This window comes from Thalassospira sp. A3_1 (assembly GCF_017744215.1).
Lineage (GTDB): Bacteria > Pseudomonadota > Alphaproteobacteria > Rhodospirillales > Thalassospiraceae > Thalassospira > Thalassospira lucentensis_A.
In genome coordinates this window covers 1,123,575-1,146,968 of sequence record NZ_JAGHQQ010000002.1, presented here as the reverse complement: position 1 = coordinate 1,146,968, position 23,394 = coordinate 1,123,575, and the positions used below count along the sequence as shown (strand labels likewise).

Genomic DNA, 23,394 nt, shown 5'->3' with positions numbered 1-23,394 from the left:
GGAAAGTGAACGTGATCTCGCCATAATGGGACGGTCTTACTGGACGCGATGGGCAAAATTCCCTATGCCCTTTGCACGCAAAAGATTAACCAGACGAGATTGCCATGACGATTGCCCTTCCGGCCGATGCCAGCGCCCTTGAAAACGGGTTGATTGAAATTGCGCGCCGCGCCGGTGCCGCCATGATGAAAATCTATGACACCGATTTCGAAATCCGGTCCAAGGATGACGCATCCCCCGTGACCGAGGCCGACGACGCCGCCGAGGCGGTGATCCTGCCCGGTCTTCGCGCCCTGACCCCGAATGTCAAAATCGTGTCCGAGGAAAGTGCGGCCGCAGGTGACATTCCCGATGTCAACGGGGATACCGATTTCTTCTGGCTGGTTGATCCGCTGGACGGGACCAAGGAATTCATCAAACGCAACGGCGAGTTTACCGTCAATATCGCCCTGATTGCCAAGGGCGCACCGGTTCTGGGCGTGGTTTATGCCCCGGCAATTGAAAAGCTTTATTACGGCGGGCCGGGTGGCGCGAAGCTGATTGAAGGCAGTGGTGATGGTAACGACACCACGCGCGCCATCACCGTGCGCGACATGCCCGAAGACGGCGTTGTGGTTGTCGGGTCACGGTCGCATGGCGATCCCGACGCGATGAAGGCGTTTCTGGGTGATCTTGCGGTCAAGGAACTGCGCCCGGCGGGAAGTTCGCTTAAGCTCTGCCTTCTGGCCGAAGGGGTGGCGGACCTTTATCCGCGGCTTGGCCCGACCATGGAATGGGATATCGGGGCCGGTCATGCGGTTCTGGCGGCCGCCGGTGGCGTGGTCGAGAATATGGACGGGACTCGGTTTGCCTATGGCAAGGCCGATTTCCGCAATCCGTTCTTCATCGCACGCAGCCCATCCGTGCCGGTGACCTACCAATCCTGATCTATCGCGAAGCAGTAGGCGATCCGAATAACAGAACGATCATAGCGGCTTGTCTTTTGTGCGGCGCATCAAAGGCAGGCAGCCTTGCATATGGCGCATATCACGATGCATGCCAGACCGCAGAAACCTTGACATTTTTGGCAATTTGAATGATGATCGCGCCATCGCCACACAAAGTGTAGGTGACGTAAATAGCCGCCGGAATCACGGCGACGCGGTCCGGGTCACTGCCGCGGAGCGACCACCGGGCTAGAGCGTAAATGGAGCCGCCATCTTGATGGCGGCTCTGCGCTGTTTGGGGCTAGGTTCCCGGTGCCGGTGTGGTCCGGCGCATCATCAAAAGCAGTACCGATATGCCTGCCGACAGTAGAACAAGGATCGGCAAGGCCCAGCTTCCGACCATCACCAGAAGCGACGTCCCCGCCGACGGGCCAACGATGGCCCCCAGCGTATAGCTTTGCGAGACGATCACCAGAACGCCGACCTGATATCCCTGCCCCCGGCCACTGGCCGCGATCAGGACGGCAGCGGTATAAAGCCCCGCCACAGCAATCCCCAATGCGAACTGAATGACGCCGGCAAAGATGCCGTAGCCTGCAAGCGCCATCGGCACCGCCCCCGCCAGAAGCAATCCGAAGCATAGCCATGCCAGTTTGATCGGGCCGCTTTTATCGGAAACATAGCCGACAAGCGGCTGGCAGATCGTGCCGCCAAACACAAATATTGCCGCCATCCAGAGCCCGGCATCGGCAAGCCCGGTGTCGCGTTGCGATTGTAAAGGCAGGACCGACAAAAAGCAGATTTCGACAAACCCCGCGACAAAGGCAATCAGCACCAGATCCCAATGATCGATCCAGCGCCTGAATACGGCCCTGGCCCCCTTTTGCGTCGATGCCATTTCAATGCGCGGCATGGCAAAGGCACAGAAAAGCGGAATGATGGCCGCCGCAAGGGCAATGCCCGACATGACGAACGCGTCATCCCCAAACCAGCCAATCAGGATCGGCCCCAGAACAATGCCAAGACCCATCAAAGTTTCATGAAAACCGACCACCCGGCCCATTTTATCGCGCGGGGCCAGTTGCACGATCAGCCCGTCACACACCACCCACCGCAGGATCAACCCCACCCCGGCAAACAGGGTTGCCGGCAGGACAAGGGCCGATTGCGGCGCAAACATCACCACGACAATCAGGATGAAGAATGACAGGCCACTGATCAGAAGCGGGACGAAGGGATGGGTTTTGCGCAAAACCGCCGCAACAAAGAACCCGCCGATCAGATCGGCAATCCAGTAAAGCGACAGCATCATGCCGCCATGCCGTTCCCCCAGGCCGGCATTGGTCAGTGCCAGGGGCAAAAGCGTATCAATCACGCCGATCTGGATGATCTGTGAAACAAATGACGCCAGATTAATCAGCGCCAGCGGTATGGCAACTTTCGGCGGAATGGATGGCATGTGCAAAGGCATAAAAGGCCCTCCTTGCGATGGATTACACCGTTTCGAGGACCTGAGCGGGTGTTTGCAGCAGGCCGGATATCAGGGATGCAGGCTTTGACACGCACCACGTGCGAACCCGGATCAATCATCGGGTTCTTCCTGCGACCGACACCCTAAACCGGGACGATCATTCGATCAATCCAAACAGCGATAAAGTCGGTTCCAGCTTGTCATTAAGCCCTATCGTCGCTAGGTATTTCACAAGGCTATATTTTTTATGGAATGCTTGATGTCCCCGGCTTTGACGATCCGCCCCTATTCCGAAGGTGCCCTGACACAGGCCGCGGCCAAGTTGCGCGCGGGCGAGCTTGTCGCGTTTCCGACCGAAACGGTTTACGGGTTGGGTGCGGATGCCACCAATGACGATGCGGTTGCGGGCATTTTTGCCGCCAAGCAACGGCCAAGCTTCAACCCGCTGATCAGCCATTTTCCTGATCGCGATGCCGCCGCCCAGCATGCGGTTTTCGATGCGCGTGCCGATAAGCTTGCCGATGCGTTCTGGCCCGGTGCCCTGACCCTTGTTTTGCCCAAACGCGATGACAGCACGGTTTCGCAATTGACCACCGCAGGGTTGCCAAGCATCGCGGTGCGTGTCCCCGCACATGACATGGCACGCGCATTATTACGTGCGGTCGGTCGCCCGATTGCAGCACCTTCGGCCAACCGGTCCGGGCGGATCAGCCCGACGACGGCGGCCCATGTGGCAGCATCCCTTGGCAATGCGATTGGCATGATCTTGGATGGCGGGCCGTGCGGGGTCGGACTTGAAAGCACCGTGATTGATCTTACCACCGATCAGGTGGTGATGCTGCGCCCCGGCGGGATTACGCTTGATCAGGTGGCCGAGGTTCTCGGCACTGACGTCGTGATGGCCGAAACGGACGACAACGCACCCAAAAGCCCCGGCATGCTGACCAGCCATTATGCACCCGGCCTTCCGGTGCGGCTGAATGCCGATGCACCAGATCAGAAGAAATACGGCCATGAAATATTGCTGGCATTCGGGGATTGCGTGACCAAGGGGTTTGACAAGGTCCTGTGGCTTTCGAAAACCGGTGATGACCGCGAAGCCGCCGCCAACCTGTTTGCCAAGCTGCACGAAGCCGATCAGCCACGCTTTGACGGGATCGCGATTGCGCCGATCCCCGATACGGGTCTTGGGCTTGCGATCAATGACAGGATGAAACGCGCCAGCGCGCCCCGCGCCCTTCATCCGACCCCGTAATTCTTCCAACCTCAGCCGAGCGGAAAACAGCCCCATGCACATCCTGCCCGCCAGCGCGATCAAGGAACTTCAGGATGCCCTTGGCCCGAAAGGCTGGAGCATGGAGGCCGATATTCTGGCCACGCACAATGCCGAGGCACGCGGCAAGTTTGCCGGTGATGCGGGCATGGTGCTTTATCCGGCCAATACCGACGAAGTCGCCAAATGTGTCGCAATCTGTGCAACGCATGGCATTGCGATTGTGCCCCAAGGCGGCAATACCGGGCGATGCGGCGGGGCGGTTGCCAACGCGGCCGAGGTGATCCTGAACCTGAAACGGATGAACCGGATCATTGAAATTGATGCCCGCGATTTCACCGCAACGGTCGAAGCCGGTGCGATCCTGCAAACCGTGCAGGATGCGGCAGGCGACCGTGACCTTCTTTTCCCCCTAAGCCTTGGGTCGGAGGGCTCCTGCCAGATTGGCGGCAATCTTGCGACCAATGCGGGTGGATTGAACGTCATCCGGTATGGCAATGCGCGCGATCTGGTTCTGGGGCTTGAAGTCGTTCTGCCCGATGGTAGCGTGTGGAACGGCCTGTCATCCCTGCGCAAGGACAATACCGGCTATGATCTGCGCGATCTGTTTATCGGGGCGGAAGGCACACTTGGCATTATCACCAAGGCAACGCTGAAACTGTTTCCCAAGCCGCGCCATGTCGCGACCGCGTGGGTAGCTGTCCCCAGCCCCGATGCCGCCCTTGACCTTCTGGCGCTTGCGCGGCGTGAAAGCGGTGATGCGATTGCCGCGTTCGAGCTGTTGTGCGGCTTTGCCCATGATATGGCCATCGCCCATTTGCCGAGGCTATCTGCCCCACTTGCCGCCCCTTCGGACTGGTATGTGATGATCGAACTGACCTCGTCACGGCCCAAGGATGATTTGAACGAGGTTCTAAGCGACCTTCTCGAAAGCGCCCTTGAGGCGGGCCTTGCCAGCGATGCGACATTGGCACAGTCCGAGGCCCAGCGCGCCAATCTTTGGGCAATCCGCGAAGGCATCCCGGAGGCGCAAGGTTTTGAAGGCGGCAGCATCAAGCATGATGTTTCGGTTCCGGTTTCCAGGGTGCCGGAATTGCTGACACGCGGCATGGCCGCGGCCGGTGATTTCATTCCGGGCATTCGCCCCTGCCCGTTTGGCCATGTCGGCGATGGCAATATCCATTTCAACTTCACCCAGCCGGTCGAGATGGAAAAGCAGGCATTTCTCGATTGCTGGGAAACGCTTAACCGTCTGATCCATGACATTGTCGCCGATCTTGGCGGATCGATCAGTGCCGAACATGGCATTGGCAAGCTGAAGCTTGATGAACTGGCCCGCTATGCCAGCCCGGAAAAGATGAAGCTTTTGTGCGCGATCAAGGATGCGATTGATCCCAATGGTATGCTTAATCCCGGCAAGATCGTGAAATAACCCCAAAAGCCAGCGACCCCATCCCCAAAAGGTCCGCGATGTTTTCGATTGATACCTATGATCCGCTAAACGTTCCCAAGGCCGTCGGAGACGATATCTGGATCGTGGATGGCCCGGTGATCGGGTTTCAGTATCTGGGCATGAAACTGCCGTTTCCGACCCGGATGACGATCATCCGGCTGGCATCGGGAAAGCTGTTTGTCCATTCACCGATCCGCTTGACGGCGGAGCTTAAGGCCAGTGTTGATGCACTGGGCGAAGTTGCCTGTCTGATTGCACCCAACACCATCCATTATGCCGGGGTGCCGGAATGGCAAGCGGCCTATCCGGCGGCGCAAAGTTTCTGTGCGCCCGGTGTGGTCAGACGGGCGAAATCGGTCGGCATGACGGCATCGTTTGACGCCGAACTTGCCGACAGCGTTGAACGCGAATGGGCGGGCGAGATTGAACAGGTGATGGTACGCGGCGGCTATTTGTCCGAGGCGGTGTTTTACCACCCGAAATCCAGAACGCTTGTCCTTACCGACCTGATCGAGAATTTCGAGGCCCACAAGATCAAAAGCCCGATCTGGCGGTGGCTGGTGCGGATATTTGGCTCGATGGACCCGGATGGCTGCGCGCCACGCGATATGCGCATGACCTTTGCCGGACACAAGGAAAGTCTTCGTAAGGCGGTAAATCAGATGATCGACTGGGCACCGGAACGGATGATTGTGGCGCATGGCCGCTGGTATGATCACAACGGCACGGCCGAGCTTAAACGCGCCTTTCGTTGGGCGATGCGATAAAGCAGCCGCATTGCGATCATTGCCGGAGCGATATCACCCCTGCCCCGACAATCATCGCAATACCAAGAACCGATAGTGCATCCGGACTTTCGGCAAAGAAGATAATTCCCCAGATCACCGAAAAGCCGACATAGGCAAAGTCAAACGTCCCGATCATCTGGGATGGGCCATTCTGATACGCAATCGCCGCCCCGACACTGCCAATCAGGATCGAGGCCGCAAGCACCGCCATCATGCCCCAGTCAGAAGGCGTCATGACCGCCCAGCGGGCAAGCAGAAAACCATGGCGCACCTCGTCAGACAGCGTGCTGATAACGGTCGCGGCAATCCCGCCGACAATCACAAAGGCGCAATTCAGTGCCAGCGAAAGCATGATCGGATGTTCGGCCCGGCATTTGGTACGGGTAAGGATCATCGCCAGTGCATAGAGCATCGCCGAAAGCAACGGCAGCAGGGCGTAAAAATTGAAATTGTCCGCCGTCGGCCGCAGGATCAGCAAGACGCCAAGAAATCCTATGAAAACTGCCGTCCATCCCATACGACTTATCCGGTTTCCGATAAGGACAGACGAAAACAGCGTGATGAAGATCGGCAGGGTATAATAGGTCGACGCCGCGACCGACAAGGTCAGATGGGGCAAGGCCAGATAATAGCTGATCCACATTGCAACCAGCATGAAGCTTCGCAACGCCATCCATTTAACTGCACCGCTCAGGCGCAGGGATGCCGGGGATCGGATCGCCAGATAAACAACCAGAAACGGTATCGCGATCAATGAGCGAATGACAAAAATCTGCCAGATCACGAATGACGTGCTGGATTGTTTGATCAGCGCATCACCCAGCGACAGCGCCAGAACCGTGAAGATGATCGTACCAACCGCAAGCGGAATATTATCAGCCTTCGCATTTGGGGCATCAGTGCGGTTCATCACTCCCCTTTCGGATGCATGACTTGGTGAAAGCCAACACAAGCACATTGATCCCGTGCGGTCAAAAAAAGGGGCACGTCGACCATGACGCACCCCTTGTCATATCACGATGTGCGAAAGATTATTCTTTCGGGCCCGACCAGCTATCAAGCGCGTCAAGCTTGTCCTGACGGCGGGCTTCGGGTGATTTTTTCCAGTCATTGCCGAATGCCGCGGATTCCCATGACCCATAGGTCGGGTTCGGCAGCATGAACCAGCGTTCACCCCAATAGGTCGCGTATTTGTCCATGACTTCAAGGCGTTCGTCGATGGAGCCGTCAATATCGTCGGTGAAATCGCCGAAGTTATCGCCAAACATCATGATGACGCGGAAATCCGCCGCAACGGCCGCACGGCGGGTGGCCTTGGCGGAACCCCATTCTTCCTTTTCACCGCGCACCATCACATGGTCCGCATCGGCGTAAGGGAAGCCGTATTCCTGCAGGTTTTTGATGGTCGCGGCTTCTTCGGCGGCCTTGCGGTTGGTGACATAGAAGACTTCAACGCCCTTGTCAGCCGCGGCCTTGGTCAGTTCCAGCGCGCCCGGTGTCGGGGTTGAAATCGCATCTTCGACAAATGCCGCCCAGGTTTTGGAGCTGTAAGACGTATTGGCCGTCACAACCCATGACTGATAGGCCGAGTTATCGAGCACGGTTTCATCAACATCAAGGATGATCGCCGGCGGCTTGGCGGAATAATTGCCATCCTGTTCAAGGGCCGCGGTCCAGTCATGATCGCCAATCGCGGCATCGAGAAGACGCTGCGCACCGGCATAAACCGAAAGGGCCGTGGTTTTGTATTCGACCGAGGTCTGATACCAAAGCGACGCGTTCAGACCGTCATTCTGTGCCGGTTCCTGTGCCTGTGCGCCAAACGCGCCAAAGGCCGAACCCGCCAGAAGAACGGCAACGCCAAATGATTTCGTCGTCAATTTCATCTTTGTATTCTCCCTGTTTGGTTCCCGATCCGGCCTGCACACACCCGATACGCAAAATAGCGGGCTGACCAGCCGGACAGGATTGCAAGAGCATGCCACCGCACCGCACCAAAGAAAAAGCCTTTTTCTGCATCGGGGCGGAAAAAGGCTTTGAACGCGATTGGATAAAGGCGCCACCCCGGCGGCCGGTGGTCAGACAGTCGGGCGTTTTTCAAAAGTGGTGAACCCGTCTTCAAGCCCGGGTTCCTCATGCACGCGGGTGACATTGGCATGCATCGGGCCCTCGTGACAGGCGGCAATCATGGATTGCACCCCGGCGACCGGGCCACAAAACAGGGCTTCGACCGTGCCATCCGCACGGTTGCGCACCCAGCCGGTCAGGTCACGTTTGCGCGCTTCCTCGACCGTCCACGCGCGATACCACACGCCCTGCACCCGGCCTTCAATCCGGGCATGGACGGAAATGTTTCCGGTACCGGTTTGCGGGTCGGGTTCGGTGGTGGTCATGACAACATCCTTTGGTGTGATGTTCACTTCGCGACTTTTATTTCGCGCCGGGAATATTGGCGTGCAGATGGGCGGTGTCCTGAAACTTCTGTTTCTGTTCGGCGCTTGCCGGAGCCTGATGATTGTCTTTCCATTCATCATAGGTCATGCCGTAAACGACTTCGCGCGCACCATCATAATCCATCGGAACGCTACGTTCACGTGCCGCTGCCAGATACCATTTGGCAAGGCAGTTTCGGCAGAAACCCGCAAGGTTCATCAGATCGATATTCTGCACATCCTTGCGGTCCTGAAGATGCTGCACAAGTCCACGAAAGGCTGCGGCTTCAAGTTCCAGCTTGGTCTGCGGATCAAGATTTGCCGCAGGGCCATTGGCAAGGGAGGCTTCGGTCGACATTTCCGAACCGGCGCAATCAGACATTTTCCATACTCCCGACCGTGCCATAGGCAGGCAGGTCCTCTTCAAGTTTCTCGATGCTTTCGGGCACCGCGGCGATGCTTTCGACAGTGACGAAATGATCATTATCGATTTCCGTCTGATCGACCATTTCGTGGACCCATGTGATTTCATAGGGAATGTGGATCGCAGACCCGCCGCACGCAAGGACGGGCAGGATGTCGGACTTTAACGAATTGCCGATCATCACCGCCTCGGATGGCTCCACACCATAGCGGCCAAAGATATTGCGATAGGTCAGCGGATCCTTTTCCGACACGATCTCGACCCCGGCAAACAGGCTTTCGAGGCCGGAACGCTCGATTTTAAGCTGCTGGGCGATCAAATCACCTTTGGTGATCAGGACAACCTTGCGATCCGGATGGGCGGCATAATGGCGCAGAACATCCTCGGCCCCTTCAATAAGGCGGGTCGGCGCGCGCAGCATCGATTTGCCGATTTCGGCCAGTTCATGAATTTCGGCCGCACTTATTTTCTTGTCGGAAAGCTCGATCGCGGTTTCGATCATCGACAGGGTAAAGCCCGTGATGCCGTATCCATAGATCGAAAGATTGGCCAGTTCCGCCTGATAGAGCCGATCATTGACCGTATCGGCATCGCCATAATGCGAAAGCATTTCGCGCAGGCGGATATGGGCGTCACGAAACAGCGGTTCGTTGTGCCACAGCGTATCGTCGCCATCAAAGGCAATCAGTTTATAGGTCATTCCAAGCCCTCGTTTCTTGTTATTGGATGGCCATGTCAAAGCATCGGGCCTCAATCCGCGACCATAGGTCAGCCGGAAATCGCCGTAAAGCCCCGTTTTCTGTATTTAATATGCGTTGCAACTGTTCGAAAGGGGTTGCAAACCCGCCCGATCGAACAGGTATGAAACAAAAAGCGCCGGGGGAATGTTCCCCCGACGCCGATCACGTTTCAGTCAAGGCCAGATCAGATGACAATCCGGCCTAGGCGGCCTCGTCCTTTTCGAACTCGATGATGATCGCATCCACTGAAAGGTTCGCGCCCTGCTCGGCATGGATTTTTTTGACCACGCCTTTGCTTTCGGCCTTCAGTACGTTTTCCATTTTCATGGCCTCAAGGATGCAAAGTTCCTCGCCCGGCTGGACGGTCTGGCCCTCGGTAACGGACACCTTGACCAGCAGGCCCGGCATCGGGGACAGCAGGAAGTTTGACATATCCGGCGGCGCCTTGAACGGCATCAGTTTTTGCAATTCTGCCACGCGTGGCAGCATCACCTTGAAGCTGCGCTGGATGCCATTAGCCGACAGGCGATAACCCACCCCTTCGACATCGATCTGCACGCAGACCGGCGCACCGTCAATTTCACCGACAAACAGCGCATCACCGATTTTCCAGTCGGATGAAACGCCATAGCTGCGATCCCCGATGGCGACGATATAGTCATTGTTAACACCGTCAATTTCGATATCGAATGCGGTGTGATCATCGCCCGATACCGCGACCCAGCTTTCGGCAACCTGCAACGGATGATCGCTGACCTGCCCGGTCACCCGCGCATTGCGTTCCGCCACCCGCTGATTGAGGTATCCGGCAACAACCACCAGCATCGCCCGATCATCATTGGGCAGATCATCGGCAGAAAAGCCGTTGGGATATTCTTCGGCGATGAAATTGGTGGTGATATTGCCCGACTGGAACCGTTTGTTGGCCATGACGGCGGCAACAAACGGGATATTGTGCGAAATACCGCGAATGTAATAGGCATCAAGGGCGGCCCGCATTTCCGCAATCGCATCATCACGGGTTTCGCCGTAAGTCACGAGTTTGGCGACCATCGGGTCGTAATACATCGAAATTTCGCCGCCTTCGAACACGCCGGTATCAACACGCACTGATGCGCTCTCGGCGGGCGGCTGATACCGCACCAGACGCCCGGTGGAAGGCAGGAATTCACGGAACGGGTCTTCGGCATAGATGCGGGTTTCCATCGCCCAGCCGGTCAGCTTGACGTCATCCTGCGCGAGCGTCAGTTTTTCGTCATTGGCGATTTTGATCATCCATTCCACAAGGTCCTCGCCGGTCACCAGCTCGGTCACCGGATGTTCGACCTGAAGACGGGTGTTCATTTCAAGGAAGTAGAAGTTCTTGTCCTTATCAACGATGAATTCCACAGTCCCGGCAGAGCAGTAATCCACCGCATGCGCCAGAGCCACGGCCTGTTCACCCATCGCCTTGCGGGTTTCGGGGTCGATAAAGGGTGACGGCGCTTCTTCGACGACTTTCTGATGACGGCGCTGGATCGAACATTCACGTTCGCCAAGGTAAATGCCATGACCATGTTTATCGCAAAGCACCTGAATTTCGATATGGCGCGGTTCTTCGACGAATTTCTCGATAAAGACGCGATCATCACCAAACGAGCTTGCGGCTTCTGACGTGGCGCGTTCAAACCCTTCGCGGCATTCGGCATCGTTGCGCGCAATGCGCATGCCCTTGCCACCACCACCAGCCGATGCCTTCAACATCACCGGATAGCCGACATCATTGGCGATTTTGATCGCCTCGTCGGTGTCCTTGATCACGCCCATATAGCCCGGAACGGTGGAAACACCGGCCTCTGCAGCGATTTTTTTCGATGTGATCTTATCGCCCATCGCGGCAATCGCGCCAACCGGCGGGCCGATGAAGGCGATTTTGGCGGCATCAAGCGCCTTGGCAAAGGCCTGATTTTCCGAAAGGAAGCCATAGCCGGGATGGACGGCCTCCGCCCCCGTGGATTTGCAGGCATCGATGATTTTATCAATCACCAGATAGGACTGGTTGGAGGGTGCTGGGCCGATATGCACGGCTTCGTCGGCCATCTGCACATGCAGGGCATTTTTATCGGCATCGGAATAAACCGCGACCGTGGCAATGCCCATTTTACGGGCTGATTTGATCACGCGGCAGGCAATTTCACCGCGGTTGGCAATCAGGATTTTCTTGAACATATTGTTTGCTCCCAATTTGACGTCGCGGGTTAAAGCGGAATGTTGCCGTGTTTGCGGGCCGGGTTCTTGATGTCCTTGTTGCGAAGCATGCCCAGTGCCTTGCACACGCGGCGGCGCGTGCCATGCGGCATGATGACATCATCAATGAAGCCCTTGCGCCCCGCGACAAACGGGTTGGCAAATTTTTCACGGTATTCTTCGGTGCGGGCCTCGATCTTGGCCGGGTCGTTCATATCGGCCCTGAAAATGATTTCCACCGCGCCCTTTGGCCCCATCACCGCGATTTCAGCGGTCGGCCAGGCATAGTTGACGTCACCGCGCAGATGCTTGGATGCCATCACGTCGTACGCGCCGCCATATGCCTTGCGCGTAATCACGGTGACCTTCGGCACCGTCGCCTCGGCATAGGCATAAAGCAGTTTGGCACCGTGCTTGATGATGCCGCCATATTCCTGTGCGGTGCCCGGCATAAAGCCCGGCACATCGACAAAGGTGACAATCGGGATGTTATAAGCATCACAGAACCGTACAAACCGCGCGGCCTTTTTCGAGGATGCAATATCAAGGCAACCGGCCAGAACCATCGGCTGATTGGCAACGATACCAACCGTGCGGCCATCCATGCGCGCCATACCGATAATGATGTTTTTGGCATGATCGGGCTGAATTTCATAAAAGTCGCCTTCATCCACGACCTTTGTGATCAGTTCCTTCATGTCATAAGGCATGTTGGGATTTTCAGGAACCAGCGTATCAAGCGAGAAATCATCGCGCATGATCGGGTCTTCACACAGGCGTGCGGGCGGCTTTTCCTTATTGCTCAGCGGCAGGAAATCCATGAAACGACGGGTCTGCAAGAGCAGATCAACATCGTTTTCAAACGCCAGATCGGCCACACCGGAAATGCTGGTATGGGTCATCGCCCCGCCAAGTTCCTCGTGGGTGACTTCCTCGTGCGTCACGGTCTTGACCACGTCCGGGCCGGTCACGAACATATATGAACTGTCCTTGACCATGAAAATGAAGTCGGTCATGGCCGGGCTATAGACCGCCCCGCCCGCACACGGCCCCATGATCAGGGAAATCTGCGGGATAACACCGGATGCCTCGACATTGCGCTGGAACACATCGGCATAACCGGCAAGGCTTTCGACACCTTCCTGAATACGCGCCCCGCCGGAATCGTTAAGCCCGATCACCGGTGCACCGACCTTCATCGCCTGATCCATGATCTTGCAGATCTTGCGCGCATGCGCGCCCGAAAGCGCACCACCGAACACGGTGAAATCCTGTGAAAAGACAAACACAAGACGGCCATTGATCGTGCCATGCCCGGTGACCACGCCATCGCCCGGAATGCGGTTTTCGGTCATGCCGAAATCAACGCAATCATGTTCGACAAACATGTCCCATTCCTCGAACGAGCCTTCGTCAAGAAGCACATCAAGCCGTTCGCGCGCGGTCAGCTTGCCCTTGGCATGCTGATTATCGATGCGGCGCTGGCCGCCGCCCATGGCCGCCTCTGCGCGTTTGGCTTCGAGCTTGGCGATAATATCCTGCATATTGCGTGATCCTTATTTTGGGCCGCCCGGAATGCATTCATGACGATGGTCATGCCGGTGATGCAATCTGAATGATGAATTGAAATAGCATTATTCGGTACTGGAATGCCAATTATTTTTCACAGTCTGGTACAGGAACAAAATGGCCCGCAAAGGCCTGATTTCCCTAACGTCATTGCGATATGTGTGGGCGGGCTGGACTAAAGTCTAGAAGCCGATCGGGAAATACCGGCATTTCGAACGGTGCGGGCACCAAACGGGTTCTGGCGCGTTAAGGCCTTATGATATCCACCAGAACGGTCCTTTCATGAAGCTGTTTCGCATCCGCCCGCACGAGCCGAAATCCACCGGCGATGATCGCCCTGCGCAATCCTTATGGCGTTATATCTGGCTGATGAGCGGCCGGCACCAGATCGTTGTCTGCCTGATTGCCATATCGGTTGCCGTTCTTGGCATTGTGCCGCTGGAACTGCAACGCAGGCTTGTCGACGATGCGATCAGCAAACAGGACATGTCGCTTCTGACCGTGCTGGCGGTGATCTATCTGGCGGTGGTGCTGGTGCAGTCGGCGGCCAAATTCACACTTCGGATTTACGAAGGCTGGCTCAGTGAAAGTGCGATCCGCCATAACCGCCGCCATCTAAGCCGCCTTTACGCCGAAGACCGCACCGGCAATGGCGAAGGCGAAAACGGTCGGGCAGTATCGATCATCGGATCAGAAATCGAAAAACTCGGCGGGTTTGTGGGCGATGGCCTCTCGCAGCCGGTCGTCAATGCCGGGATGCTGATTTTCGGGATCGGCTATATGGTCAGTGTCGAGCCGATCATTGGTCTGATCGGCATTCTTGCCCTGATCCCGCAAATCGCACTGGTGCCGGTCATTCAAAAACAGATCAACCGGCTGATTGAAAAGCGCGTGGAAAAAATGCGCGAAGTCAGCGACGAGCTAAGCGAACTCCACCCCGGCAAAGATGACAGTCACAAGGAACTTCTGGACCCGATCCACCGCGGCATCAGTTACCTTTATAACAACCGCATGTGGTTTTTCATCCTCAAGTTCGGGATGAAAACCCTGATCAATCTGCTGAATGCCCTGGCCCCGCTTTGCGTGCTGGTCGTCGGTGGTTATCTTGCGATCAAGGGCGAAACATCGGTCGGGATTATTGTCGCCTTCATTTCCGGCTTTGACCGGATGTCATCACCAATGCGCGAATTGCTGTCCTATTACCGGATGGCGGCACAGGCAGCCGTACAACACAGAATGATCGCGAAATGGATGAATTGATCAGGGCAACGAATGTTTATCGCTGCCCGATCAGATCAAGATACCGCCCCGCGGCCAGCAATTCGGCCCGATGGCGTTCGCGGCGTGCGACGGCTTCGGCATCCGCCCCCCAATGTTCGATGGAATAGCTTTCATCAAGCTGGGAAACTTCAAACGCCTGTTCGGCACTGATCCGGCGCCGCAGGGTTGCCAGACCGATGATGACCGATCCCGACACTGTCGTCAGGGTGTGAAGGGCTGTCAGATGGTAATCATCAAGCGCCTCGATCTCGTCCTGAATGCGCAGAAGGGCCTCGTCTTCCTGCGTGATCGGCATGACGCCCTCGGTCACTTTCAGCGAAATACCCAGTTCATGACGCGCCCAGTCAAGTAACGGCTGCCATGCTTCGACCTGCTGGCGCACAAGATCATCGGGGAAAGATGCGCGATAGCATAACAGGTCAGACCGGCCAAACCCGGTCAGCTCCGCAATCACCGCAAACCGGTGCGGGCGCACCCGGTCAATCGCGGTTGCGGCCAGTTGCATGATCGGCATCGTGGTCGGCAGAACCTTTTCTCCCTGCGCATCCCATTCAGCCGCAATTTCATGCGCCAGCCGTTCGGCAGGCAATACGAATTCGGCCTTGGATGGCGATTTTACAGGCCTTCCGTCCAGATGAATACGCCAGCCCTGCGCATCTTCGTCGCGCACGGCTTCGGCTTTTTTATAAAAACGGTTGATCGATTTTGTAAGCATGATGGCGATATGCCCAAATCCGTTTCCATGTGCAAGCGATTTGATGGGACCGCCATCTTCAAAGGCGATTATCAAGAATTTCTGTATAATTTTTGGTCAATTTACCCCATTGACCATTTATTAAACAACCGTACTCTGCCCGTAACAGTCCCTTCATATCAGGAAAACCGACAAAAAAGGGATTTGGCACAGGCATTGCTGTGCGATCAGGGGTATCATTCGGTCAATGGGTCGTCAAAAAGACCCGAAACAGGAGGCTTCATTAATGGTGAGACTTAAAGCGCGGCTACTTGGCGCGACCGTCGGCATTGCCGTTGCACTTGGTGCGCAATCCGCGATGGCGCAGATGGCGATCAAATTCACACTCGACTGGAAATTCGAAGGCCCGGCAGCACCCTATGTGCTGGCCAAGAAAAAGGGCTATTTCGACGATGAAGGCCTTGATGTCACGATTGATTCGGGCAACGGATCGGTCGGTTCGATCACGCGCGTTGCCAGCGGCGCCTATGATGTCGGATTTGCCGATATCAACTCGATGCTGGAATTCAATGCATCGAACCCCGACCGTGCGATGAAGTCGATCTTCATGGTCTATGACCGCCCGCCCTTCTCGCTTTTCATGCTTAAGAAAAGCGGCATCACCAAACCCGAAGACCTGATTGGCAAAACGCTTGGCGCACCGGTATTTGATGCATCGCGCAAACTGTTCCCGGCCTTTGCACAGGCAACCGGGCTTAAGCTTGATGACGTCAAATGGGAAAGCATGGACCCGCCGCTGCGCGAACCGATGCTGGTGCGTGGTGACGTTGATGCGATCACCGGCCACTATTTCACATCGATCCTGAACCTTCAGGCACAGGGTATTTCCAAGGATGACCTGACCGTTTTCAAATATTTCGATTACGGCATGGATTTCTATGGCAATGCGATGATCGCATCGCCCGACATGATGGAAAACCATCCGGAAGAACTGCGTGCGTTCCTGCGTGCGGTCGTCAAGGGATGGCGTGATGCGATTGCCAACCCCGAAGAAGCCATTGCAGCACTTAAGGAAACCGATCCGCTGATTGACCCGGCCCTTGAATTGCAGCGCCTTCAGATGACGATTGACGAAAACGTTGTGACCGAGGTGACGCTCAAAGAAGGCATGGGCCTGATCAAGACTGATCGCATGAACAAGGCGATTGATCAGGTCAGCCTGGCATTTGGCATTGAAAACAAGCCAACCGTTGCGGACATCTTCACCGACATCTTCATGCCCGGTGAAAAAGACCGCATGCTGAAATAATCCGCACGTCAGACACGCAAACGGGGCCGGGCGAACCGGCCCCGATCCATAAGAAATCACAAATAATGATACGCAGGGGGACTGACTGCCGTGTCGAACAGCTTTGTCGAACTTAACAATGTCCGGCTTCGTTACAGCGAAGGTGACGATCTGGCATTGGAAACAACAAACATGAAGATCAACAAGGGCGAATTTATCGCCGTTGTCGGTCCTTCGGGATGTGGCAAGTCATCGCTGCTGAAACTGGTATCGGGACTGATGCCACCCAGCGAAGGCACGGTTATCGTCGATAACAAGGAAGTCTCCGGGCCGCTTAAAATCGTTGGCATGGCATTCCAGAACCCGACCCTCCTGCCATGGCGCACCACCCTTGATAACGTTTTGCTTCCGATGGAAATCGTCAAACCGCACCGCAACCGCCTGCGCAAGCACCGTGCCGAATACGAAGATCGCGCACGCAAGCTTCTGGCCAGTGTCGGGCTTGCCGGGCACGAAGACAAATATCCGTGGGAATTGTCAGGCGGGATGCAGCAACGCGCATCGCTTTGCCGGTCGCTGATCCATGAACCCGATCTTCTGATGCTGGACGAGCCGTTCGGCGCGCTTGATGCCTTCACCCGCGAAGAGCTTTGGGACATCCTGCAAAATCTCTGGATGGTGCGGCCCTTTACCGTCATCCTCGTGACGCATGATCTGCGCGAAGCGGCCTATCTGGCCGATACGATCTATGTGATGTCAAAGCGCCCCGGCATGATTCTGGTGCAGCGGGAAAACACCCTACCCCGCCCGCGGGATCAGGAAACGACATTCACGCAGCCTTTCACCGATCTGGTCCACGAATTGCGCAGTCACATCCGTGACGTGCGCGCGGCATAACGGAAGGCTTTGCATCATGGCCAAGAAAAAAGACTTCGCGAAAGCAACACCGTGGCTCAGCGCAATCGGGCTTTTTGTTTTGTGGGAACTGATCGTGCGGATTTTCAATATCCCGGTCTATGTCCTGCCAACACCGTCCGAAAGCATTATGGTCGGCTGGGAATTTCGTGCCGCCATCTGGATGCACGCGCTTCAGACGCTTTATACAACGCTTGCGGGTTTTGCCATTGCGGTTGTGTTTGGCGTCATTCTGGGGGCGCTGGTGGGGTCGAGCAAGGCGGTTTACGACGCGGCCAATCCGCTTCTGGTCGGGTTTAACTCCGTCCCGAAGGTCGCCCTGGTCCCGGTCCTTGTGATGTGGTTTGGCATCGGCACGGTTCCGGCGATCATTACCGCATTCCTGATTTCGTTCTTCCCGATTGTGGTCAATGTGGCGACCGGGCTGGCGACCCTTGAACCCGAATTGCGCGATGTGTTGCGATCCCTTGGCGCGACGCGACGCGATATTCTGGTCAAGGTCGGCTTCCCGCGTGCGATGCCCTATTTCTTTGCATCGCTTAAGGTCGCGATCACGCTGGCCTTTGTCGGATCGGTGATTTCGGAAACCGTCGCATCGAACCTTGGCGTTGGGTATCTGATGCTGTCGGCATCGTCGAAATTCAACATGCCGCTGGTATTTGCCGGGTTGCTGGTGATCGCGGTGATGGGGATTGCGATGTACGAGCTGTTTAACATCATCGAACGCCGGTCGACCAAATGGGCCAATCGCGGCAATCCTGCGAATTAATAGCTGGCTCCGCTTAGATACGCAAAAGGCCGGGAAAACCCCGGCCTTTTTTATATGCAGACGATTGTATTGACGCCTAGGACAGATGGGTATCAAAGAAGCCCATCGTGCGTTCCCACGCCAGCATCGCGTCCTCGGCGTCGTAACGCCCGCCGGTCGGATTGGCAAAGGCGTGATCGGCCTCGTACCAGAAAATCTGATAATCGGTTTTTCCGGCTTCTTTGAGGGATTCCTCAAACCCTTCGACCATCGGCTTGTTGATGCTTTTATCAAGCGTGCCGAAATGCCCCATCAATGGCGCGCTTAGCGTCGAGACCTGTTCGGCGGTCTTTTTGACATTGCCGTAATAGACCACAACCGCATCAACATCGGCGGCAAGCCCGGTATTGAGCGACCAGCCACCGCCAAAGCACCAGCCAACCGTTCCGACCTTGCCGGTTGAATCCTTGTGATTTTTCAGTAATTTGACGGATTCCTGCAATTTTTCGGTGGCAATCGCCGGATCAACCGCCGACATCAGGGCCTTGGCCCCGTCCGGCGTGGTCGCAGCCGGTTTGCCATACAGATCAACCGCAAGCGCGATATAGCCCTGCTTGGCATATTCGGCGGCAACCGCACGGATCTGATCATTAAGCCCCCACCATTCATGGATCAGAATGACGGTCGGGGCCGGAAGGGTTGCGGGCATGGCGATTTCGGCGGTCATCTTTTCCCCGCCCGGGGTCGTGATCGTCACCGGCTCCAACATCGACCCGGCGGCATGGGCCAGAATCGGGTCGGCCAGAACGACTGCGAGTGGCAGGGCAACCGCCCCCTTCAGGAACAGACGACGATCTTCGTCCGTGGCCTTGGGCGGCGGGCCGAGATGGTCGTCTACGCCGCATCCGTCAAGCGTGCACATATTCAAGCCTCCTCTGTATTGTTACGATCAAGCGATTTTATCAGGTTGTATTTTACATGATGTTCTTCGCGTCATCATTTCGCAAGATGCGAAGAATTTGCAAATCACACTCGCGTCATAAATCCCGCTCATCGCAAAGAGTACGCGCCCAAATCCGTTACGGATCAACCCCTTGTATGATCATGGCGGCAATTGTCATCAAAATGCCCCCTTGCCCCGGCCCCGCTTGCCTGCTTTAACAAGCCGACTGCAATCGTGCTGCAATTCATCCCGAGGAAATCATGCGTACTATCGAAACGGTTCTTTTTGATCTGGGCGGCGTTCTGGTCGATTGGGACCCGCGGCATCTGTATCGCAAGATTTTCACCGACCCGGCCGAAATGGAACGCTTCCTGACCGAGATCTGTCATCCGCACTGGAATTTCCTGCATGACAAGGGTGCGCTTCGCTTTGCCAAATCAATCCCCGATCTTCAGCATCGCTATCCGGAATATAGCGATCAGATCGCGGCATGGATGGAACGCTGGCCGGAAATGATGAAAGGCTCGATTGACCGCACCGTTCACATCCTGGAAGAACTGAAATCGCGCGGCAATGTGCGTTTGTTTGCCCTGACCAACTGGTCGGCGGATACCTGGCCGCATGCGATTGAACGGTTCGGTTTCTTAAGCCATTTCGAAGGCATTCTGGTATCGGGTCAGGAAAAACTGGCCAAGCCCGACCCACAGATTTTTGATCTGACGGCAGCACGTTTCAAGCTTGATCCGCGCGAAACCCTGTTTATCGATGACAACGAAAAGAACATTCAGCAGGCGCGCGAAATGGGCTTTGCCACCCACTGGTTCCGCGACCCGATCCGCCTGCGCCGTGACCTGATGGAATATGGTCTTCTGTAATCACGGACCGAACCAGAATGACAAAGGGCGCCAAACCGGGCGCCCTTTTTTGTGCGATGATCAGCCGATCAGTGCCGCTTGGCTGTCAGGTAATTGGCAAAGCACTGTTCGAAAACATATTTCCAGCCGCTTTCATACCCGTCGCGGACCATCGGGGCGATTTCACCCAGATTTTTCCAGTCCCAGTGTTTAAGCCGGATCACGCAACGGCCAAAGGCATTCTGCTCGAACGTGACGCTGATGCGGGTATAGGCCCCCTCTTCCCAGCCGGGATGCCAGGTAAAGGCGATATGCTCGCCCGCCTGCCAGATATCGACAGTCCCCCAGACCACCGGGTCGCGGCCCTTGGCATGTTCAACGATCCTGCCACCAAGCCCGGGATTCATCTCGACCGATTTGCAGTTTTCACGCGCCAGTGAATGGCTGTCGGTCGGCCACCAGTTGCCAAAGCCGTTGGTGAACGCCTCGAACGCATATTCGGGCTCGACCGGGACGGTAATTTCCACCCGGATCGGCTTTAAATCGTCGTCTTTGTGATCGGCTTCAGGCAGCATCGCGGCCAGTTCCCCACATGGTTTCCAGCAGCCCGGGCAACTGATCAAAATGATCAATCACGGCATGTGCCCCGGACTTGTTGAGCGTTTCAACATCGTGATACCCCCAACTGACGCCAATGGCCAGCATCCCGGCCGCCCGACCCATTTCAATGTCATAGGCCGTATCGCCAATGATCACCGCATTGGGCGCATCGACACCAGTTTCATCCATCGCCGCATGCAACATCGATGGATGGGGCTTGGATGGATGATTGTCGCAGGTCTGAAGGGTAACAAACCGTCCTTCAAGCGCGTTACGCGCCAGAACCGCATCAAGCCCGCGGCGCGCCTTGCCCGTCGCAACGCCCAAAAGCCAGTTGCGTGTGTCAAGTTCGGCCAGCATTTCGCGCACACCGGGGAAAAGCGGTTCATAGAAATCCGGGGTCTGGCGCAATTCAAGGAATGCCGCCTTATAGGCCGCGGTAACGCCTTCGATAATCGCGTCATCAAGCATGCCCGGTGCGGCAAGCTTGCGGATCGCTTCGGGCAGGCTCAGACCGATGATGGTACGTGTCTTTTCAAGGCCGGGGCAATCAAGGTCATGTGCGGCAAAGGCATGATCCATGCAATGTGCAATCGCATGCTGGCTATCAACCAAGGTGCCGTCACAATCAAATACCACAAGCCTGAGCGGATCATTCGCCATCAAAAGTCATCCCGTTCTGTTTATATCGGGCCGGAGATTATTCCAAACTTCACCAAAGATCGAGTCTCTAGCCGATGCAACGCAGATGCATTTTTTGCTATGCGGCAAGCAATGGAAACCAATGGTGAATTTCATCCCACTTCCGAACACCCCAAGGTAGGGATACGATAACAGGGTTGGCACGCGAACTGCGGAGGCAAATATGCTCACGCTTCGGGACTGCATCGATTTCAGCGATCTGCGCGAAGAAGAAATTCTCGCGATTGCCGAGTGTGAACACATCCCCCTTCTTACCGCCCTTGAGGAAGGCGAAAGCATGGTGCACACACCACGTGGCCGCAAACGGATCGCGGTCATGATCAAAAGTCAGGCCGAAATCTGCGAACGCACGGGAAACACGGTTCACGCCCAGCATTTACGCCGGGTTCACGATGCGTTTGTTAACCGTTTCGGTAAAATGGTCGCGCGCCCGTAACCAAACCATTTGTCATCAACACCGTTGACAGGGACGAAAAAGCCGACGCACTGCGTCGGCTTTTCGCGTTTCGGAAAGCTTTCCGAACACCTATCTTTTGCGTGTTCTCGACGGCTTCGGCTTTGGCTTTACTTCCTTTTCCCGGTGGATTTCCGGTGTCAGGAATTTGGTCGGCGTTTTCGGATCGAAATTCAGCGCCTTGATGGTTGCGCTGAAATGTTCGGGCACGGGGGCCTCGATCACGACCCGATGGCCGGTCACCGGATGGGGAAAATCAATCGCACGCGCATGCAGATGCATCTGGTTTGACAGACCATCCATGAATGCTTTGGCACCGCCATATTTACCATCACCAAGGATCGGGCATTCCATCGCCTGGCAATGGGCGCGAAGCTGGTGGGTACGACCGGTCAATGGCGACAGGGCAAGCCACGCCGCACGACGCCCCGCGCGGGCAAGCTGACGATAAATCGTCTGGGCCGATTTGCCCTCTTTCTCGTCGATCATCATCTTTTCGCCGCCCTTGCCGCCATGTTTGGCAAGCGGCGCATCAATCAGGCCTTCGCGTTCGTCGGGTGCGCCGGTAACAATCGCCCAATACAATTTGCGCGTGGTTTTATCCTTGAACGCCTTGGTCAGGGCATTGGCCGCCGATGCCGAACGTGCCAGCAGCAAAACCCCGCTGGTGTCCTTATCAAGACGGTGAACAAGCTTCGGGCGTTCCTTGCTATCAAGCTTCAGCGCATCCAGCATGCCATCGACATGCAGATCGGTATTGGTCCCGCCCTGCACCGCAAGCCCCGCGGGCTTGTTGATCGCAAGAACCACCTCGTCATAGAAAATAACGGAATCGCGCAGCGCCTGAAGTTCTTCCTCGGTCGCATCCGACTTGGACGGGCCTGATTTCACATGCTGTGCCGCGTTGGCCGCATCGTAATTGCCTTCGGCCCACGGCCCCAGTCCGCCACCCGACATGACCGGTGCGGGTGGAACACGGACTTCCTGACCGGGCTCAAGCCGCTGATTGGCCTTGGCACGTTTGCCATCCACACGGATCTGGCCGCCACGCAGCAGCTTCTGAACCTGCCCAAAGGTAAATTCCGGGCAGTTCCGCTTGAACCAGCGATCAAGCCGCATTTCGGCTTCGTCATTCTTAACCTTGCGCAGAGTGACACCACTCATTGCAGAACTCCCCTTACCAGCGCGATCGCGCCGAACAATGCTGCGATGCCAACGCAGACCGAAACAGCAACATAAAGCCCCGAAAGGCCAAGGTTGCCGCGTTCATATAAGGTCGCGACATCGAGCGAAAAAGTAGAAAACGTCGTAAACGCCCCCAAAAAGCCGGTCACAAGGAAGGCCCGCATTTCAGGACTGAGCGATAGCTTGACCGCCGAAAGCTCGATCAGAAGCCCCATGACAAAAGACCCGACGATATTGACCGTCAACGTTCCCCAGGGAAAACCGTGACCAAGCGTCGCCCCCATAAAGGCCGAAACACCATATCGGGCAACCGCCCCGATAGCTCCGCCCAATGCGATGGATGCGATAAACAACGGTGAAAATTGCATGGCGCGGAACCTAGTCTTTCGGTTTTGAAAAGTCACGTGTGAAAACATCATAGGCGGGTC

General features: G+C 56.2%; 24 protein-coding genes. 10 read left to right on the top strand and 14 right to left on the bottom strand.

Features of this window, described 5'->3' with window-relative positions; all coding sequences use genetic code 11:
- Positions 1–104: 104 nt before the first annotated feature.
- Positions 105–926, top strand: coding sequence for a 3'(2'),5'-bisphosphate nucleotidase CysQ (gene cysQ, locus J7395_RS12505; protein ID WP_209221653.1), 822 nt, complete (start codon positions 105–107; stop codon positions 924–926).
- Positions 927–1,227: 301 nt separating this feature from the next.
- On the opposite strand, the gene J7395_RS12500 is transcribed toward cysQ, so the two are convergent.
- Complete coding sequence (locus tag J7395_RS12500; protein WP_209221652.1) at positions 1,228–2,397, bottom strand: MFS transporter; 1,170 nt, start codon at positions 2,395–2,397, stop codon at positions 1,228–1,230.
- A gap of 259 nt (positions 2,398–2,656) precedes the next feature.
- On the opposite strand from J7395_RS12500, the gene J7395_RS12495 reads away from it, so the two are divergent.
- The 3 genes from J7395_RS12495 to J7395_RS12485 are packed head-to-tail and all read left to right on the top strand — an operon-like array spanning position 2,657 to position 5,890.
- The gene (locus tag J7395_RS12495; RefSeq protein ID WP_209221651.1) at positions 2,657–3,652 is read left to right on the top strand and encodes an L-threonylcarbamoyladenylate synthase; all 996 of its coding nucleotides are present in this window, start codon (positions 2,657–2,659) and stop codon (positions 3,650–3,652) included.
- A 34-nt stretch (positions 3,653–3,686) separates the two neighbouring features.
- The gene (locus J7395_RS12490; protein ID WP_209221650.1) at positions 3,687–5,102 is read left to right on the top strand and encodes an FAD-binding oxidoreductase; all 1,416 of its coding nucleotides are present in this window, start codon (positions 3,687–3,689) and stop codon (positions 5,100–5,102) included.
- Positions 5,103–5,140: 38 nt separating this feature from the next.
- Complete coding sequence (locus J7395_RS12485) at positions 5,141–5,890, top strand: DUF4336 domain-containing protein (protein ID WP_209221649.1); 750 nt, start codon at positions 5,141–5,143, stop codon at positions 5,888–5,890.
- A 16-nt stretch (positions 5,891–5,906) separates the two neighbouring features.
- Here the strand turns inward: J7395_RS12485 and J7395_RS12480 are convergent, their stop codons facing one another.
- The 7 genes from J7395_RS12480 to J7395_RS12450 all read right to left on the bottom strand — a co-directional run bounded on the left by J7395_RS12480 (position 5,907) and on the right by J7395_RS12450 (position 13,277).
- On the bottom strand, positions 5,907–6,821 hold the full coding sequence (locus J7395_RS12480) for a DMT family transporter (protein WP_209221648.1): 915 nt from the start codon (positions 6,819–6,821) through the stop codon (positions 5,907–5,909).
- Between the two features lie 121 nt (positions 6,822–6,942).
- Entirely contained in the window at positions 6,943–7,797 is an 855-nt protein-coding gene (locus tag J7395_RS12475) for an HAD family acid phosphatase (RefSeq protein WP_209221647.1), read from the bottom strand.
- Positions 7,798–7,989: 192 nt separating this feature from the next.
- Positions 7,990–8,304, bottom strand: a complete 315-nt coding sequence (locus J7395_RS12470; protein WP_097051454.1) for an acylphosphatase — start codon at positions 8,302–8,304, stop codon at positions 7,990–7,992.
- A gap of 37 nt (positions 8,305–8,341) precedes the next feature.
- A complete protein-coding gene (locus tag J7395_RS12465; protein ID WP_062952521.1) occupies positions 8,342–8,701 on the bottom strand; it encodes a DUF1244 domain-containing protein in 360 nt (119 codons plus the stop codon).
- Between the two features lie 16 nt (positions 8,702–8,717).
- A complete protein-coding gene (locus J7395_RS12460; RefSeq protein ID WP_209221646.1) occupies positions 8,718–9,467 on the bottom strand; it encodes an HAD family hydrolase in 750 nt (249 codons plus the stop codon).
- 241 nt (positions 9,468–9,708) lie between these two features.
- Positions 9,709–11,715, bottom strand: coding sequence for an acetyl/propionyl/methylcrotonyl-CoA carboxylase subunit alpha (locus J7395_RS12455; RefSeq protein WP_209221645.1), 2,007 nt, complete (start codon positions 11,713–11,715; stop codon positions 9,709–9,711).
- A 29-nt stretch (positions 11,716–11,744) separates the two neighbouring features.
- Positions 11,745–13,277, bottom strand: a complete 1,533-nt coding sequence (locus J7395_RS12450; protein ID WP_062958932.1) for an acyl-CoA carboxylase subunit beta — start codon at positions 13,275–13,277, stop codon at positions 11,745–11,747.
- 307 nt (positions 13,278–13,584) lie between these two features.
- Between J7395_RS12450 and J7395_RS12445 the strand changes: the two genes are divergently transcribed.
- Positions 13,585–14,562 carry an ABC transporter ATP-binding protein gene (locus J7395_RS12445; RefSeq protein WP_209221644.1) on the top strand — a complete coding sequence of 326 codons (978 nt, stop codon included), beginning with the start codon at positions 13,585–13,587 and terminating at the stop codon, positions 14,560–14,562.
- Positions 14,563–14,578: 16 nt separating this feature from the next.
- Here the strand turns inward: J7395_RS12445 and J7395_RS12440 are convergent, their stop codons facing one another.
- Entirely contained in the window at positions 14,579–15,298 is a 720-nt protein-coding gene (locus J7395_RS12440; protein WP_247742105.1) for an ATP12 family protein, read from the bottom strand.
- 265 nt (positions 15,299–15,563) lie between these two features.
- Between J7395_RS12440 and J7395_RS12435 the strand changes: the two genes are divergently transcribed.
- The 3 genes from J7395_RS12435 (at position 15,564) to J7395_RS12425 (ending at position 18,249) form a co-directional block, all read left to right on the top strand.
- Positions 15,564–16,586 (top strand): ABC transporter substrate-binding protein, encoded by a 1,023-nt coding sequence (locus tag J7395_RS12435; protein WP_062952355.1) that lies wholly within the window; start codon positions 15,564–15,566, stop codon positions 16,584–16,586.
- Positions 16,587–16,676: 90 nt separating this feature from the next.
- Positions 16,677–17,462, top strand: coding sequence for an ABC transporter ATP-binding protein (locus tag J7395_RS12430; RefSeq protein WP_062958929.1), 786 nt, complete (start codon positions 16,677–16,679; stop codon positions 17,460–17,462).
- 16 nt (positions 17,463–17,478) lie between these two features.
- A complete protein-coding gene (locus J7395_RS12425) occupies positions 17,479–18,249 on the top strand; it encodes an ABC transporter permease (RefSeq protein WP_062958928.1) in 771 nt (256 codons plus the stop codon).
- A 76-nt stretch (positions 18,250–18,325) separates the two neighbouring features.
- Here J7395_RS12425 and J7395_RS12420 read toward each other — a convergent pair whose 3' ends face one another.
- The gene (locus J7395_RS12420; RefSeq protein ID WP_209221642.1) at positions 18,326–19,150 is read right to left on the bottom strand and encodes a dienelactone hydrolase family protein; all 825 of its coding nucleotides are present in this window, start codon (positions 19,148–19,150) and stop codon (positions 18,326–18,328) included.
- 281 nt (positions 19,151–19,431) lie between these two features.
- Here J7395_RS12420 and J7395_RS12415 point away from each other — a divergent pair, with 281 nt between their 5' ends.
- Positions 19,432–20,046 (top strand): HAD family phosphatase, encoded by a 615-nt coding sequence (locus J7395_RS12415; RefSeq protein WP_209221641.1) that lies wholly within the window; start codon positions 19,432–19,434, stop codon positions 20,044–20,046.
- Between the two features lie 68 nt (positions 20,047–20,114).
- Here the strand turns inward: J7395_RS12415 and J7395_RS12410 are convergent, their stop codons facing one another.
- Together J7395_RS12410 and J7395_RS12405 are read right to left on the bottom strand one after the other, a co-directional pair.
- Positions 20,115–20,600: an SRPBCC domain-containing protein gene (locus J7395_RS12410; RefSeq protein ID WP_062952350.1), complete on the bottom strand. Its 486-nt coding sequence runs from the start codon at positions 20,598–20,600 to the stop codon at positions 20,115–20,117.
- Complete coding sequence (locus J7395_RS12405; RefSeq protein WP_062958924.1) at positions 20,590–21,288, bottom strand: HAD-IA family hydrolase; 699 nt, start codon at positions 21,286–21,288, stop codon at positions 20,590–20,592. Before J7395_RS12405 ends, J7395_RS12410 begins: the two co-directional genes overlap by 11 nt.
- A gap of 202 nt (positions 21,289–21,490) precedes the next feature.
- On the opposite strand from J7395_RS12405, the gene J7395_RS12400 reads away from it, so the two are divergent.
- Positions 21,491–21,763 carry a hypothetical protein gene (locus J7395_RS12400; RefSeq protein ID WP_062952348.1) on the top strand — a complete coding sequence of 91 codons (273 nt, stop codon included), beginning with the start codon at positions 21,491–21,493 and terminating at the stop codon, positions 21,761–21,763.
- Between the two features lie 90 nt (positions 21,764–21,853).
- Here the strand turns inward: J7395_RS12400 and J7395_RS12395 are convergent, their stop codons facing one another.
- The gene (locus tag J7395_RS12395; protein ID WP_062952347.1) at positions 21,854–22,945 is read right to left on the bottom strand and encodes an RluA family pseudouridine synthase; all 1,092 of its coding nucleotides are present in this window, start codon (positions 22,943–22,945) and stop codon (positions 21,854–21,856) included.
- On the bottom strand, positions 22,942–23,334 hold the full coding sequence (gene crcB, locus J7395_RS12390; RefSeq protein ID WP_062958923.1) for a fluoride efflux transporter CrcB: 393 nt from the start codon (positions 23,332–23,334) through the stop codon (positions 22,942–22,944). The genes J7395_RS12395 and crcB overlap by 4 nt, the downstream gene beginning before the upstream one ends.
- Positions 23,335–23,394: the final 60 nt, after the last annotated feature.